The sequence below is a fragment of the Blautia sp. MCC270 genome (assembly GCF_018785605.1).
GTDB lineage: Bacteria > Bacillota > Clostridia > Lachnospirales > Lachnospiraceae > Blautia_A > Blautia_A fusiformis.
In genome coordinates this window covers 159890-174634 of sequence record NZ_WQQD01000016.1, presented here as the reverse complement: position 1 = coordinate 174634, position 14745 = coordinate 159890, and the positions used below count along the sequence as shown (strand labels likewise).

The following is a 14745-nucleotide window of genomic DNA, read 5'->3' as shown; positions in this document are numbered from 1 at the left end:
CCACAACGAATCTATGTTATGATTATTCCGTAATTTTTCTTATAATAGTAGTTTGTTTCACATCGGACTGCTGCCGCCTATCTCTTTCACTTGCTGTCGGAATCGGATTCACCACAGCAAGTGAGAGCGGGATCTGGGATATTTTCCCGTCGATCATATAGTCCGTTTTTGCGCAAAATGTAGTTGCTGTTGTATTTATCATATCCATTGTTTTAAGCTGTATCCTGCCTGAAAACATGGACATTGAAAAGATCAAGGAATAGGGATGTAAAAATGTTTAAAATTCTCATTGCGGAAGATGACCTGGAACTCCGCCAGCTTTTCCGGCATGTCCTCTTAAAAAACGGTTATACAGTAAAAGGGGTCTCTGACGGGCAGGAAGCGCTGGATGCCCTGGAAAAAGATTATTACGATCTGATCATTTCGGACATAATGATGCCCAACATGGATGGCTATGAACTGGTCCGCTCACTCAGAGATGCCGGAGATTCCATTCCTGTACTTATGGTCACTGCCAAAGATGCTTTTGATGATATGCGTATGGGATTTCTGTCCGGTAGCGATGATTATATGGTGAAACCGGTCAATATCAATGAACTGGTTTTGCGGGTAGGTGCACTTCTCCGCAGAGCACAGATGATCAATGAGCGGAAACAGCGAATCGGAGATACCATTCTGGAATGCGATTCCCTGACAGTATCCACCTCCTCGGAAAGTATGGTACTTCCTCAGAAAGAATTCATGCTCTTATATAAGATGGTTTCCTTTCCGGGAAAAATCTTTACCCGGCAACAGCTTATGGATGATATCTGGGGATATGATTCCGCAAGCGATGCCCACACAGTAGATGTCCACATCGGAAGGCTTCGGGAACGCTTCCGCGATAATCCGGATTTTAAGATCGTGACGATCCGTGGAGTTGGATATAAGGTGGTAAAGGCATGAAAAAGAAACTCTTCATAAATTTAAGCATTCGTTTACGTTTTATCTTTATGATCATGTTGGAGCTTGTCTGTGTATCTCTGATATCCTGGCTTGTTATGGATGTACTGCATATTTCAGCTGTTCCGAACATCGTATGGATCATCCTGGCCAGCGTGACCGCAGGGGGTGTCCTTAACAACTTCCTCAGTATCCGGTATTTCGGTCCTGTACTAAAGCTGAAAAAAGCCATGCAACAGGTTGCTGAAGGCGATTTTTCCGTCCGACTGGAAACGGAAAAGCAAATGAAGGAAATCCGGGATATTTATTCTAATTTCAACCTGATGGTCCAGGAACTGGAAGCAACGGAGATTCTACAGACAGACTTTGTTTCCAATGTTTCCCACGAATTCAAAACTCCCATCAGTGCTATTGAGGGTTATGCAACTCTGCTGCAGGATGATGACATGCCTATATCAGAAGAGCAGGAGCAGTACATCAGCAAAATCCTTTTTAACACCAGAAGGCTTTCCCACCTGGCAGGAAATATCCTGTTGCTGTCCAAGATCGAACACCAGTCGATCCAGACCCGTCAGAACTGGTACCGTCTGGATGAGCAGATCCGACAATCCATTGTTATGATGGAACCGAAATGGTCAGAAAAAGAAATTGAATTTGATGTGGACATGATGGATGTGGAGTATCTTGGAAACGAAAATCTCATCTGTCATGTATGGGACAATCTGCTTTCCAATGCTATCAAATTCAGTCCCTGTGGTGGTACGATCTATATCCGGATGATGCCGGAAGGAGAAAAGATCCGTTTTTCCATAGAAAACGAAGGCCCCCAGATCAGTGAATACTCCATGAAACATATCTTTGACAAATTTTACCAGGGCGACAGTTCCCATAAACAGGAGGGAAACGGTCTTGGACTTGCCCTTGTAAAACAGATCCTGAACCTGTGTAAGGGAACCGTTTCCGTGGAAAATATTCCCGGAAGCGGCTGTCGTTTTACTGTTATACTGTAAAACAAATATTTTACACATATCCATAAAACCAAAAAACAGCGGACACCTTATTTTTCATGAGGTTCTTCCGTTGTTTTTTATTTATATAAACTTTTTCATAAACTTCAACAATTGTTGAGAAACAGTTGATGTTAAGTTGCAGATCATCTTTTAAAGTATAGGATAGTTATTTATGAAAAAATACAGGAGATATGGACTATGTTATTAAAAAAAGCACCTGCCTACCGGAAAGCAGAAAAGGAAGATTTTTCAATAATCCGGGAATTTATCCGAAGAAATTATAAAGACCGCTGGGAGTTTGAGGAAACACATACCGAAAAACGTCTGACCAGACTTTTCTTTTACACCTATATGATATACAGAGATAGCGTTACCGTGGCAACCTACCGTGATCAGGTAGTTGGGGTGCTCATTACCGGTAAAGAATCTCATGGCCATTTTGCCCCGGTTTTCCGTTTGAAAAAAGGCTATCATTTCCTGCGCCTGAAGTTTACTAAGGAAGGCCGGAAGAATCTGGAGCATTTTAACAAACTTCAGGATATGAAAAAACAATTGACTGTTTCCCCGGAGAAACCGACTCCCGGAAATATCCTCTTTCTTTATGTAAGCAAAGATTACCGCAGAAACGGAATCGGTACCGGGCTTCTCAAACAGATTTCAACAGAGAAGGATACGGATTATTCCATATATATGGACCAGCTGGATCAAAGAACCTTTATGGAAAGTCATGGTTTCGTAAAGAAAAACGAGGTTTCCCAGATGCGGGAGCTGAACAAAAAACGCTTCCGGGAAAGTGTAGCTCTTTATAAAAAAGAACCGCGTTGCGAAACACATTCATAAATTACGCAGGAGATAAATGGAAAATGAAAAAAATTGGAATCATGGCTGACAGCCACAGTGGCATTTTAAAACAAGAAGCAGAGGAACTGGATATTCATGTCCTTCCCATGCCTTTTTATCTGAATGGAGAACTGTTTCATGAAGACCTGGATTTTTCCAGAACAGGATTTTATGAGAAGCTACGTGAAGGAGCAGATGTTTCAACTTCACAGCCTTCCCCACAGGAAGTTATGGAAATGTGGGACGAAATGCTTTTATCTTATGATCAGATCCTCTACATTCCGTTGAGCAGTAGTTTAAGCGGTTCCTGCATGACTGCTGCCGCCTTGTCTCAGGAACCAAAATACGAAAACAAAGTGTTTGTGGTAGATAACGGGCGTGTTTCCACACCCCTTCACCGTTCCATTCTGGATGCGATAGACCTGGTGGAAGATGGATATACAGCACCGCAGATCAAGGATATTCTGGAAGCTTCCCGTGAAAAAACCGTGATCTATGTCGGATTAAGCACACTGGAATATCTGAAAAAGGGAGGCCGTATCAATACCACCACAGCACTGGCCGCAAATCTTCTCAATATCAAACCGGTTATGAAATTTGGAACCGGTAAACTGGATGTTTTCCAGAAATGCAGAGGCATGAAAAAATCAAGAAAAGCCATGATCGATGCTATGCACAGAGAATTGGAAACAACTTTCAAAAAAGAATATGATGCCGGAAAAGTATATCTTATGGCTGCCTCCAGCAGCACTGCGGAAGTTACCGCAGACTGGATCTCACAGATCCGGGAAAGCTTTCCGGGAATGGATGTGATGTGTGATGATCTTTCCCTTGGACTTTCCTGCCATATTGGCCCGGACGGACTGGGAATCGGATGTTCCTGCATGCCTTTATAAAAAACGTCTCAATATTTTCTGCAAATAATCCAGGGTTGTGGTATGATATTGTTATCAATACATAACAGGCAGATTTTATCTGTTATTATAGCACTTCCAACCATTCATGTTCTGCACAGCTGAACTTGATGCAGTAATTTCTGGGAGTGCTATGATCAGAAGGGAGAAATTATCATGGCAAAAACAATTAAAGAATTAACACAGGATCTTCTTCAGGCACCATCTGCATGCAAAGAAGTAAAAGAAGCGGCACAGAATTATCTGGATGCGGCAGGAACTGAGAAAGAAGCAGATGCGGCAACTGCTTACGTAAAAGAGCTGGAAGCAGATATCATGCCCATCGACGGACTGATCTCTTTTGCAGGTTCTGACATGGGCGCACAGGTATTTGGCGCAGATGACGCAAAAAAGATCCTGGCTCATGCTGAGGAGATCAAAGCTTCCGGTGCAAAATACTGTGACTGCCCAGCATGTGCAGCCTGCGAAGCACTTCTGAACAAAAAAGCAGAAATTCTGAAGTAATCACATGGCCCAGTTTGAAATTGAGATCAAGCTTCCATTAAAGAATCTTAAGGAAACCCTGAAATTTCTGACAGATCAGGGATTTCAGGAGACAGCACAGATCCAGGAAGAAGATACCTATTTTAACAGTGTCTATCATGATGTAAAAAAACGTGATGAAGCACTGCGTATCCGAACAAGCACAGACTGCAGATCCGGTATTTCTAAGACTCAGATTAATTTTAAGGGGCCCAAACTGGATAAAATCTCCATGTCCCGAATGGAACTGGAAACAGAAGTATCCGATGCAGAAGTGCTTAAAAATATTCTCATCCATCTGGATTTTTCTCCGGTAGCGTCTGTCATGAAAATGCGAAAGTATATGAAATGTGGCAGATTTACCGCCTGTCTGGATCAGGTAGAGGGACTTGGAGACTTTCTGGAGCTTGAGGTGATCGCAGAGCAGGAAAGTGAGCGGAAAGAAATTTTATCCAAAATGGAAGATCTGCTTGCCATATTGGGATATCACATGTCGGACACTGTACAGACTTCTTATCTCAGTATGCTTCAGCAAAAATTAAATAAAAATCTTTTTTAAACCAGCAGGAATATTTTCGTGTGAGTATCAAAGGTACAGAATACGGAAATGTTCCTGTTTTTTCTTTTCTTACAATTCTTCGGCGTTCCAAGTTTATCTACCATACTATAAATCCCACATCACAAAGCAACATCAAACCACATTCAATGTACATGTCATTACTATTGACCAATTGTGTTTTTTGTTGTTTTGTGTTTATTTTCATGTGGTTTATTGAATGTTTACAAGATTTTTCGCATTTTATATGTGGATTTATTGATATTTTTTCAAAAAAGCCCTTTACAAATCCACACAATCGGGCATATAATGAAGTCACAAACAACAAGAAAGCATATTAAAGCAATCGCAAACACAACAACAAACCACATTTAAACACGGAGGGAATATATTATGAAAATTCTTGAGTCTAAATTCGTACAGGGCTTTATCAAAATGGCAGATGATGGATATAAGCAGGGATGGCATGAAAGAAACGGCGGAAACTTAAGCTATCGTCTGAAAGCAGAAGAAGTGGAAATGATCCGCCCACGACTGAACGCCCCCGGAGAATGGACCCCCATCGGTGTTGAGGTTCCGGGACTGGCAGGCGAATTTTTTCTGGTAACAGGAAGCGGAAAATACTTCCGTAATATCATCGTTGACCCGGAAGTATGTCTTGCGATCATCGAGCTTGACGAAACAGGAACCAACTACCGTATCCGCTGGGGTCTTGTGGAAGGCGGTCGTCCCACCAGTGAGCTTCCAACTCATCTGATGAACCATGAAGTAAAGAAAAAGCTTACCAACGGTAAACATCGTGTTATTTATCATGCACATACCACCAATACGATTGCACTTACCTTCGTTCTTCCCCTGGATGACAAGGTATTTACCCGTGAACTCTGGGAATCCGCAACTGAGTGTCCGGTAGTATTCCCGGATGGTGTAGGTGTCATCGGATGGATGGTTCCAGGTGGAAGAGAAATCGCGATCAAAACCGCTGAACTGATGAAAAAATATGATGTTGTTATCTGGGCGCATCATGGTATGTTCTGCTCAGGCGAGGATTTTGACCTGACCTTCGGACTTCTTCATACCGTTGAAAAATCCGCAGAGATCCTGGTTAAGATCTTATCCATGGCTCCACAAAAACTGCAGACCATCACACCGAATGACTTCCGCGCCCTTGCAAAAGATTTCAAAGTAACTTTGCCGGAAGAATTCCTTTACGAAAAGAAATAAAATCCTTCATATGCAGCAAATCCTATAATCGGTATCTCTATCTGAAACTTTATCGGAAACAACCAAATATTTGCTGATTTTTGCTGATAAATCTGGTATGATAAAAACATATCTGGTTTATCAGCCAATTAATTTCAGAAAGGATATGGATAAGGTATGGAAGAATTATATAAAGCGATCGAAGAGAAGATCAAGGCAAGCGGATACCCGCGAAAGATTTCCGGAGAGGAAGTTTACGACGACATCTGCGATCAGATCGATGGGAAAGAGAATGGAAGCTATGTGCTGCTTTCCAAATTTGATGATGATGTGATCTTTGAATATCATATCTCAATTATGAACAGTGAATTTAATCTGGGTATTCTTACCATGCGTACTCCGGAGGGTGTATTCGAGACAGATTTTGACAAATAAGTTAAGTACAGATTTTGATTTTGGGTCATGGATATAATACAGATGTCCATAATCACTGCTTAAGGTTTTTTGAACCCTACAGGGAATTTGAGATTTTCTTGATCTGATTAAATATATAGAGGCAGTTGATTTACATAATTTATATTATGTGAACTAACTGCCTCTATATTTATATGCAATGCATGTCAAACGAATCAGTTACTCCGCAGTCCCATTATTCATCAGTCCTCGCGAAGACGTACCGCCTTGGCCGCCTGACGCCGTCTGGCATCATCCAGAGCCGCATAATGCTTCTTAGTAGTATTGACATCCTTATGACCCAAAACATCCGCTACAAGGTAAATATCACCGGTTTCCTGGTACAGGGCAGTACCATAGGTGCTGCGAAGCTTATGCGGGGTGATCTTTTTTGTAGTTGTGATCTCCCTGGCATATTTTTTAACCAGATTCTCGATAGCCTGAACACCGATCCGGCGGCGTTGGGTAGAATAGAAGAGAGCGTGCTCATGGCCTGCCAGAGGCGTAATATTCTCCCTGACTTCCAGATATTTCTTCAATGCTTTTTCTACTTCAGGACCAAAGTATACAACCATTTCATTTCCGCCTTTTCGGGTAACTTTGATTCCATTGTTTTTGAAGTCTACATCCTCAACATCCAGTCCGACACATTCCGATACTCGGATCCCGGTACCAAGAAGGAGAGTAACAATAGCAAGATCTCTGTCCTTCGTTTTTTCATGGTACATCCGTTTCTGCCCGGTCAGCGTATCTCCGCAATGCTCAATATAATCCAGAAGCATGGCAACCTCATCTGTATCCAGACGAATAATATTCTTTTCATGGATCTTGGGCACATCGATCAGAACAGACGGATTGGTGGTAATCATTTCATGTTTATAATAATAAGCATAAAAACTTCTTAAAGCAGAAATTTTACGTTTGACGCCACGTTCACCATTTGTTTCCGTTTTGGAAGAGTCGGCGGATTTATAAACTTTGAGAAATTCTTCATATTCCTCAAGATCAACAGCTTTGATCTGATCCAGAACATCAATTGTAAAATCCGACATATTTTTGTCTTTAAACATTGGATTCTGATCTAACAGAAACTGAAAAAATATACGAATATCATATGCATAGGAAATTCTGGTCTTGGTTGTAGTCGTTGCATCGATAGCCCGGAAATAATCCCTGCAAAATGGCGGAAGCGTTTTTAAAACCTCACGGAGTTTTAAAGTATTGTCAATGTCATTTTGTTCGTGGTAAGTAATTTTGTTATCCATAAAAACTCCTTAATATATAAATTTTACATAATTTGCAGGAAATACCTGAAACACCTGTTAAAAGAAGTGGTTTTATACCCATCTATATCTATACGACAAACCCGAGTTTTTCAAATAGATGGGTAGTATAAACAGCTACTTCCTACAAAATTGCCTGTTTTTGATAAATTTTCAAGTAAATAAAGTGCCTCCTTATGGAAGCACTTTTTATTATTATTTGTCGTTACCCTCTGAGGCTTTCATCAAAAATAACGGTAAACGGTCCGTCATTTTCCAAAGATACTTTCATATCTGCACCAAAAATTCCATGTTCTACAACCGGAACCTGTTTACTGGCTTCCGAAATAATATATTCATATAATTTATTTGCTTCATCCGGTGCACCGGCTTCTATAAAGCTTGGACGGTTTCCCTTACGGCAGTTTGCATATAAGGTAAACTGTGAAACCAAAAGCAATTCCCCGTTTACATCCGCCAAGGACAAATTGGTCTTTCCATTTTCATCCTCAAAAATACGAAGTCCCAGAAGCTTTTTCAGATACCAGTCTGCATCCTCTTTGGTGTCCTCACGGCCAACGCCGATCAGAACAAGAAACCCTTTTCCGATTTTTCCGACAATTTCTCCGTCCACTTTGACTTCTGCATGATTTACACGCTGAATTACAAATTTCATAACCTGTTCTTCCTCCGTCTCCGTCTGTTTTTCTGCTTCAATCGAAAGCCTATATATTTCGCCTGAATAAATTTAACTAAAAATGTAAACATTCGTTTAATTTCATCCCAAACCCCGGACCAGATTCTGTTTTTTTCCGCTTTTACTGTAACTTCCTGTGCTTTTGATACAGATTTTTTCACCGGCATTGGCAGGACCTTTCCGGAAACGGGGTCTACACAATCAATATCTCTATAAAACTCAGCATCTGCAGACATATCTTTTTCATCAAGACTACGTCCGATCAGCTTCCATACAGCAGCATTCAGCACAGCAAATACCGGAACTCCAACGATCATTCCCGGAACTCCAAATAAACCACCACCGACCATGATTGCAACAATAACCATAAAGCTGGACAGTCCGGTCGACTCACCCAGGATCTTTGGTCCAAGGATATTTCCGTCAAACTGCTGAAGGATCAAAATAAAGATCAGGAAATACAAGCTCTGAATGGGATCTACCAGCAAAATAAGAAGAAAACACGGAACTGCTCCCAGATATGGCCCGAAAAACGGAATAACATTTGTAACACCGACGATCACACTGACCAGAATCGCATATGGGGTTCCGATGATCGATGTTCCAACATAACACAATACACCGATAATTGCGGAATCCAGGATCTTTCCGCTGATAAATCCACCAAAGGTTTTATGCGTAAAACGCATGGAATGAACAAGAAAGGTTGCCCATTTGGTTGGAAGAACTGCATAAACAGCCATTTTTGCCTTGGCAACAAATCCCTCTTTATCCGCCAGTATATAAAGGGATACGATCGCTCCAATAAGGAAATTCTTCAAAAAAACAAGAAGATCCAGAAAGCTTGCGGATATATTTTTCATCATAAACTGCATCTGGGGAAGGATCGTATTTGTCAGATACTCCTGTAATCTGCTGGAATACTGATTGATCTGGCTGATCATATCCGGATTCAGTTTCCATCCCTTTTCCACGACGGAATTTAACCAGTTTTCCACTACACTTACATAATGAGGAAAACTGTAGATAATATTCATGATGCTTCGAATCAATTGAGGAAGGATCATCATGACAAGGGCATAAATGACCAGAAACATAAGAAATACAGAAAGGATCACACAGATCCAGCGTACTACTTTCCTCCCCTTTTTCTGAAATGTTTTATTCCTTTTTTCAAAAATCGGAAAAATGATCTTCCGCTCCAGAAAATTAACAATGGGGGTTAGCAGATATGCTATGGCAGCTCCGTAAATGATCGGCGCCATAATACCGAAAAATGTTTTAATTCCGGTGATCAGAGATTTCATATGGAAAATCCCGTAATAAAATAAAATACTGGCAGCAATAACCAGAAATGCAGTCACACCTAACTGCACATAGCGATGGTTCCAACGAATTTTCATAGTAATTTCCTCCACCAGGTGATTATAACATAGCATCTCTGGTTTGTGTCTAAAAAAAACATAAACATTATTTTCCAATAACCTGCAAAGATAAATTCCGACTTCAGGGTATCGCGCTGATACAGAAAACACCCCGCCATAAAATGGCAGGGTGCCTAAAAATCTGATGTTTATTTTTTCAGGCTGTCATAAATGTGAATGGCTTCGATAATTGCCTTCGCAGTTCCATCAATGCCAAGCTTGCTGCTATCCAGACAAAGATTATAGCTGTCCGCAGATCCCCATTTCTTGTTGGTATAATAATTATAGTAGCTGGAACGACTTTTGTCTGTTTTGTTGATCATGTCCTTGGCCTCTTTAGCATTTTTATTGTATTTCTGAGCAATACGGTTGATACGCCAGTCAAGGTTTGCATGAACAAATACACTGAAACAATCCGGATTATCTGCAAGTGCATAATCCGCACATCTGCCGACCATTACACAGGGACCTTCTGAAGCCAGCTTCTTGATTGCCTCAAACTGTGCAAGAAAAATCTTATGGTTCATAGGCATGTCTGTAAATCCGGCTGAGGAATACCCAAATGAATAAGTATCCATTACAAGAGAATAAAGAAAACTGTTTGTTGGCTTCTCATCATGATGCTCAAACAGCTCCTTGCAGATCCCACTGTCATTGGCTGCGTGCTCCAGCAGCTCTTTATCATAGCATTTGATTCCAAAATATTTAGCAACTTCCTGGCCGATCTGTCTTCCGGCGCTGCCATATTTACGACCGATAGTAATAATAGAACTTGTTGTATTGTTACTCATAACAGCCACATCCTTTCTGCTCAGATTCAGCGAATTTGCAAATATTAACTCCGCTTCCTCTTTAATATAGTTATTATACACTATATTCCACAAGTTTTCCAGCTATTTTCGCAATTTTGTCAGCAATTTAACAAAATATTCCGGAAGTGGGGCTGTAAATTCCATATATTCCCCGGTACGTGGATGAACAAATCCAAGGATCATTGCATGAAGTGCCTGTCCCTCCAGATGATAGGGATTTCTGGATGAACCATACACCGTGTCCCCAAGAAGCGGATGTCCGATACTGGCCATGTGCACACGGATCTGGTGGGTACGTCCTGTTTCAAGACGACATTCCACATACGTGGCCTCGCCAAAACGTTCCAGCACTTTGTAATGTGTTATTGCATCTTTACCATTTTTATGATTGATGGCCATTTTTTTACGATCTGTCGGATGCCGTCCAATAGGTCCCTCTATGGTTCCCTCATCCTCTTTCAGATTTCCCTGCACAACTGCCCGGTAGCGTCTGCGGATACTGTGACATTTCAGCTGTTCTGCCAGATCCCGGTGAGCAATATCATTTTTGCATACCAACAATGCCCCGGTGGTATCCTTATCAATTCTGTGGACAATTCCAGGCCGCATCACTCCGTTAATACCGGAAAGGCTGTCACCACAATGTGCCATAACTGCATTAACCAGTGTTCCCTGATAATGCCCGGCTGCAGGATGTACAACCATCCCTTTGGGCTTATTAACGATCAGTACATCTTCATCCTCGTAAAGAATATCCAACGGAATATCCTCCGGAACGATATCCGGCTCACTGGAATCCGGGATCTCCAGATGGATCCTGTCATTTTCACGGACCTTATAATTAGATTTGGCAACCTTCTCTCCCACGGTAATCTGTCCTTCTTTCAGAAGTTTCTGAAGGAAAGACCTGGAAAGACCGCTGTCTTTCTCAGCAAGATAGCGGTCGATTCGTATACCTGATTCTTCTTTTTCTACTGTATAATCATATATTTCCATTTATATCTCCTACAAGAACAGACAAATGCATTATATCTCTGCCCAGATCACTGTTTGATATTCAGAAACGCAAAATCATCATCTCTGTATTTCGTGCATACAAACAGGATCAGAAAAATTCCACTTACAACCACATAAACATCCGCAAGATTAAATACCGGAAAATCGATCAGGGAGAAATAGATAAAATCGATCACATACCCTCTGAAAAAACGATCAATAAAATTCCCCAGTGCACCAGCTGCAAGTACTGTAGCAATGGTGAGCAACGGCAGATAAAACCGCTCTTTCGGAATACGGATCCATGCATAGAGGATCACTCCCAGAAACAGTACACTCACAATGGCAAAAAAGAGTACACTTCCCTGAAACATTCCAAACGCAATTCCCCTGTTTTCCGGATAGAGATAATGAAGTTCAAGTACGCCGGGAATCAGCGAAACCGATGGTTGTCCTTTCAGATACAGATATGACAGCCATTTTGCTCCCTGATCCGCAGCCACGAGTAAGATCAGCAAAAAAATGTCCCCCGACATACACTTACTAAAAGACATTTTCTGATGATGGTTAACACGACTGATCATAGAGTTATCTCCTGAATACAGGAAAGCATTTCTTCATCGGTAACTGTTTTGTCGATAAAGCTTTTTCCGATACCATCCATCAGAATAAACCTGATATGTCCCTGTTCCATTTTTTTGTCTTTCTTTGTTGCGGAAAGAACTTCTTCCGGGATAAGACCATCTACATGCACCGGAAGATCGTAATCCGAACATCCCTGACAGATTTCCTGATATTCTTCTTTGGTCAGAAGTCCTCGTTTCATGGAAAGATATGCCGCAGCTACCAGTCCGACTCCCACACACTGTCCGTGGAGCAGGGTGAAATTCTTAAGTTTTTCTACTGCATGCCCCACAGTATGTCCCAGGTTAAGAAGCGCACGCTCTCCCTGTTCCTTGGGATCACGCTCCACAACGCCTGCTTTGATCTCACAGCATCTGCGTACCATTCTGGCAATCCGTTCCATATCCAGCTTTTTAATCTCTTTCTGCTCACAGCATACATAGCGGAAAAAATCCCCATCACAGATCAATCCTGTTTTTAAGATCTCACCCATTCCGCAGGCAAACTGTTCTGCCGGAAGCGAAGAAAGAGTGCTTAGATTCATATATACAAGACGTGGCTGGTGAAAAGCTCCTACCATGTTTTTGTACTGCTGAAAATCTACGCCGGTTTTTCCGCCAACACTGCTGTCTACCTGTGCAAGCAGTGTTGTCGGTACCTGAATGAAGTCAATCCCCCTGAGATAAGTTGCCGCGCCAAATCCGGTAAGGTCGCCTACCACACCACCGCCTAATGCAACAAGCAGACTTTTTCGGTCAAGACCATTTTGGATCAGGGCCTGATACAATGCCGAAACGGTATTAAGGTTTTTGTTTTTTTCTCCTGCCTCAAAGGTGAACACAGAAATATCGGAACTTACCTCACTTAAAACCTGTTTTACAGATTCTTCATACAGTGGTCCCACATTAGAATCTGTTACAATGCAGATTTTTCTGTCAACAAGTCCTTCTTCCTTCATAACCTGTGCCAGATTAGAAAAATCTTCTTCAAAACAGATGGGATAATGAAAATCACCTTCTCGTTTTACAAGTAATTTTGATGCTGTCATTGCGTTTTCCTCCTAGCTGTTCAGATATAAAGCAGAATCCGTACCCCAAGACGTCCTTTTTTTGTCTGACGGGATACCCCATCATAAATAAAACGTCCCTTTTTCCGAACGGATATGATGTCTCCCTCTTTGGGCTCATAACCATTGGATGTGATCAGTTTTCCATTTACAAAAACAAGCCCTTCTTCAATACAATGCACAATACTGCTTCTGGAAGTCCCAAAAGCCAGTGCGATCAGAGAATCCAAGCGTACGGACGCACAGGTTCCACTAACTGGTTTCAGTTCCGGCCTCGGAAGATCACCCGGATCTTCTATCTTCGACGCCACAACTGTGGTATGTCTTACACGACACAGATTCTCCAGAAAAAAATCTGTCATCTGACGCAGACAGAAAAAGCTCGCAGTATGATCTTCTATAAGAATATCCCCAACAACACTCCTGTCAACCCCAAGATTCAGGATCGCTCCCAAATAATCCCGATGTGTCAGATCTTCTGAAAATTTCACTGCTTTTGGCTCAAGCCGGATACAATCAATGGGATAATCCCATGTAAAAGCAAGAGCATCAGGGTGAAAGGCTACCATCTGACGCTCTGCATTCTCATATCCGCCAAAACCTTCCGCTGTAACACCCAGCTTATGAAAATTCTGACTGTTTAAAATATTCCGTTCATTTAAATTAAGAAAATCCGTAAATGTGGTAATATCTCTCTGATAGGCCAGATTTGCCAATTCACGGATTCTCTTAACAAAAAGTTCTTCTTTATCCATGAGGTTAATAACCCACTCTAACAGACGGCACAGAACCGCCAAGGATATTCTGAAGATCACCTGTAATATCTACATTATATGGTCCAAGTACAAAAATATAGCTGGATACCTGCTGAAGGCTTCCTCCAAGTGAATAACATGCACCGGAAGTAAAATCGATGATCCTCTGTGCAAGCTCCACATCGATTCCTTCAAGATTCAGGATCACGGTAGAATTATCGACCAGTGTATCCGCAATTTCTCTTGCTTCCTCCATGGTTGTAGGCTTGATCACACAAACTTCCATATTTGCAACCTGGGAAGAACGCTTGCTTGTACGCATTGGGGTAATCTTGGAAGAAGATGCCGGTCTGGAAATACGTTCCTGCCTTGCCGGGGCCTTGGCTGCAGCTGTCTTTGCAGATGACTTGGCAACAGGTGCCTTAACCGTTTCATCTTCCGGCTCATCATCCAGAAAATCCTCTTCCTCGTCATTTTTTTTCTTGGAAAATTTCTCAAAAAATTTCTTCTTTGGTTTCTCTTCCATATCATCATCTTCATCGAGGAAATCGTCATCATAATCGTCCTCATCCTCAAGAAGGCTATCATCTAACAATTCGTCATCGTCATAATCGTCGTTCAGTTTGATGGCATCTAAAAACTTGTCTAAAACGCCCATTTTAAATCTCC

At 41.6% G+C, this 14745-nt stretch carries 17 protein-coding genes and 1 pseudogene; 9 read left to right on the top strand and 9 right to left on the bottom strand.

Annotated elements, in window-relative coordinates:
- Positions 1-77: 77 nt before the first annotated feature.
- The 9 genes and pseudogenes from GPK58_RS13320 to GPK58_RS06185 form a co-directional block, all read left to right on the top strand.
- A pseudogene (locus GPK58_RS13320) lies at positions 78-263 on the top strand (purine permease); the annotation flags it as partial.
- Positions 264-273: 10 nt separating this feature from the next.
- Positions 274-945 (top strand): response regulator transcription factor, encoded by a 672-nt coding sequence (locus GPK58_RS06220; RefSeq protein WP_215638360.1) that lies wholly within the window; start codon positions 274-276, stop codon positions 943-945.
- Positions 942-1952: a HAMP domain-containing sensor histidine kinase gene (locus tag GPK58_RS06215; RefSeq protein WP_059085857.1), complete on the top strand. Its 1011-nt coding sequence runs from the start codon at positions 942-944 to the stop codon at positions 1950-1952. Before GPK58_RS06220 ends, GPK58_RS06215 begins: the two co-directional genes overlap by 4 nt.
- A 198-nt stretch (positions 1953-2150) precedes the next feature.
- Positions 2151-2792 (top strand): GNAT family N-acetyltransferase, encoded by a 642-nt coding sequence (locus GPK58_RS06210; RefSeq protein ID WP_059085858.1) that lies wholly within the window; start codon positions 2151-2153, stop codon positions 2790-2792.
- Positions 2793-2815: 23 nt separating this feature from the next.
- Positions 2816-3688, top strand: a complete 873-nt coding sequence (locus GPK58_RS06205) for a DegV family protein (protein ID WP_092070011.1) — start codon at positions 2816-2818, stop codon at positions 3686-3688.
- Between the two features lie 174 nt (positions 3689-3862).
- Positions 3863-4210 (top strand): hypothetical protein, encoded by a 348-nt coding sequence (locus GPK58_RS06200; RefSeq protein ID WP_015525145.1) that lies wholly within the window; start codon positions 3863-3865, stop codon positions 4208-4210.
- A gap of 4 nt (positions 4211-4214) precedes the next feature.
- A complete protein-coding gene (gene cyaB / locus GPK58_RS06195) occupies positions 4215-4787 on the top strand; it encodes a class IV adenylate cyclase (protein WP_215638359.1) in 573 nt (190 codons plus the stop codon).
- Positions 4788-5177: 390 nt separating this feature from the next.
- Entirely contained in the window at positions 5178-6008 is an 831-nt protein-coding gene (gene rhaD, locus GPK58_RS06190) for a rhamnulose-1-phosphate aldolase (RefSeq protein WP_021652054.1), read from the top strand.
- Positions 6009-6164: 156 nt separating this feature from the next.
- Complete coding sequence (locus GPK58_RS06185) at positions 6165-6422, top strand: hypothetical protein (RefSeq protein ID WP_215638358.1); 258 nt, start codon at positions 6165-6167, stop codon at positions 6420-6422.
- A gap of 221 nt (positions 6423-6643) precedes the next feature.
- Here the strand turns inward: GPK58_RS06185 and GPK58_RS06180 are convergent, their stop codons facing one another.
- From GPK58_RS06180 to GPK58_RS06140, 9 genes are all read right to left on the bottom strand, one after another.
- On the bottom strand, positions 6644-7705 hold the full coding sequence (locus tag GPK58_RS06180; RefSeq protein WP_215638357.1) for a tyrosine-type recombinase/integrase: 1062 nt from the start codon (positions 7703-7705) through the stop codon (positions 6644-6646).
- A 223-nt stretch (positions 7706-7928) separates the two neighbouring features.
- Positions 7929-8378: a D-aminoacyl-tRNA deacylase gene (dtd, locus tag GPK58_RS06175; RefSeq protein WP_114001611.1), complete on the bottom strand. Its 450-nt coding sequence runs from the start codon at positions 8376-8378 to the stop codon at positions 7929-7931.
- Positions 8375-9802 (bottom strand): AI-2E family transporter, encoded by a 1428-nt coding sequence (locus GPK58_RS06170; protein ID WP_215638356.1) that lies wholly within the window; start codon positions 9800-9802, stop codon positions 8375-8377. The genes dtd and GPK58_RS06170 overlap by 4 nt, the downstream gene beginning before the upstream one ends.
- 170 nt (positions 9803-9972) lie before the next feature.
- Complete coding sequence (locus GPK58_RS06165) at positions 9973-10614, bottom strand: cytidylate kinase-like family protein (protein ID WP_022427272.1); 642 nt, start codon at positions 10612-10614, stop codon at positions 9973-9975.
- A gap of 102 nt (positions 10615-10716) precedes the next feature.
- Entirely contained in the window at positions 10717-11631 is a 915-nt protein-coding gene (locus tag GPK58_RS06160) for an RluA family pseudouridine synthase (protein ID WP_215638355.1), read from the bottom strand.
- A gap of 47 nt (positions 11632-11678) precedes the next feature.
- Positions 11679-12149 carry a signal peptidase II gene (gene lspA / locus GPK58_RS06155; protein WP_242872557.1) on the bottom strand — a complete coding sequence of 157 codons (471 nt, stop codon included), beginning with the start codon at positions 12147-12149 and terminating at the stop codon, positions 11679-11681.
- A gap of 62 nt (positions 12150-12211) precedes the next feature.
- The gene (aroB, locus tag GPK58_RS06150) at positions 12212-13303 is read right to left on the bottom strand and encodes a 3-dehydroquinate synthase (RefSeq protein WP_021652061.1); all 1092 of its coding nucleotides are present in this window, start codon (positions 13301-13303) and stop codon (positions 12212-12214) included.
- Between the two features lie 20 nt (positions 13304-13323).
- Positions 13324-14076: a YlmH family RNA-binding protein gene (locus GPK58_RS06145; RefSeq protein WP_021652062.1), complete on the bottom strand. Its 753-nt coding sequence runs from the start codon at positions 14074-14076 to the stop codon at positions 13324-13326.
- A gap of 4 nt (positions 14077-14080) precedes the next feature.
- The gene (locus GPK58_RS06140; protein ID WP_215638354.1) at positions 14081-14734 is read right to left on the bottom strand and encodes a cell division protein SepF; all 654 of its coding nucleotides are present in this window, start codon (positions 14732-14734) and stop codon (positions 14081-14083) included.
- Between the last annotated feature and the right edge of the window lie 11 nt (positions 14735-14745).

What these genes read in the sequence shown, in the direction of transcription:
- GPK58_RS06170 (WP_215638356.1), bottom strand. Translation starts at nt 9,802, where the DNA reads ATGAAAATTCGTTGGAACCATCGCTATGTGCAGTTAGGTGTGACTGCA.
- GPK58_RS06210 (WP_059085858.1), top strand. Translation starts at nt 2,151, where the DNA reads ATGTTATTAAAAAAAGCACCTGCCTACCGGAAAGCAGAAAAGGAAGAT.
- GPK58_RS06160 (WP_215638355.1), bottom strand. Translation starts at nt 11,631, where the DNA reads ATGGAAATATATGATTATACAGTAGAAAAAGAAGAATCAGGTATACGA.
- cyaB (WP_215638359.1), top strand. Translation starts at nt 4,215, where the DNA reads ATGGCCCAGTTTGAAATTGAGATCAAGCTTCCATTAAAGAATCTTAAG.
- GPK58_RS06200 (WP_015525145.1), top strand. Translation starts at nt 3,863, where the DNA reads ATGGCAAAAACAATTAAAGAATTAACACAGGATCTTCTTCAGGCACCA.
- GPK58_RS06145 (WP_021652062.1), bottom strand. Translation starts at nt 14,076, where the DNA reads ATGGATAAAGAAGAACTTTTTGTTAAGAGAATCCGTGAATTGGCAAAT.
- GPK58_RS06165 (WP_022427272.1), bottom strand. Translation starts at nt 10,614, where the DNA reads ATGAGTAACAATACAACAAGTTCTATTATTACTATCGGTCGTAAATAT.
- rhaD (WP_021652054.1), top strand. Translation starts at nt 5,178, where the DNA reads ATGAAAATTCTTGAGTCTAAATTCGTACAGGGCTTTATCAAAATGGCA.
- GPK58_RS06220 (WP_215638360.1), top strand. Translation starts at nt 274, where the DNA reads ATGTTTAAAATTCTCATTGCGGAAGATGACCTGGAACTCCGCCAGCTT.
- GPK58_RS06140 (WP_215638354.1), bottom strand. Translation starts at nt 14,734, where the DNA reads ATGGGCGTTTTAGACAAGTTTTTAGATGCCATCAAACTGAACGACGAT.
- GPK58_RS06185 (WP_215638358.1), top strand. Translation starts at nt 6,165, where the DNA reads ATGGAAGAATTATATAAAGCGATCGAAGAGAAGATCAAGGCAAGCGGA.
- GPK58_RS06180 (WP_215638357.1), bottom strand. Translation starts at nt 7,705, where the DNA reads ATGGATAACAAAATTACTTACCACGAACAAAATGACATTGACAATACT.
- aroB (WP_021652061.1), bottom strand. Translation starts at nt 13,303, where the DNA reads ATGACAGCATCAAAATTACTTGTAAAACGAGAAGGTGATTTTCATTAT.
- dtd (WP_114001611.1), bottom strand. Translation starts at nt 8,378, where the DNA reads ATGAAATTTGTAATTCAGCGTGTAAATCATGCAGAAGTCAAAGTGGAC.
- GPK58_RS06205 (WP_092070011.1), top strand. Translation starts at nt 2,816, where the DNA reads ATGAAAAAAATTGGAATCATGGCTGACAGCCACAGTGGCATTTTAAAA.
- GPK58_RS06215 (WP_059085857.1), top strand. Translation starts at nt 942, where the DNA reads ATGAAAAAGAAACTCTTCATAAATTTAAGCATTCGTTTACGTTTTATC.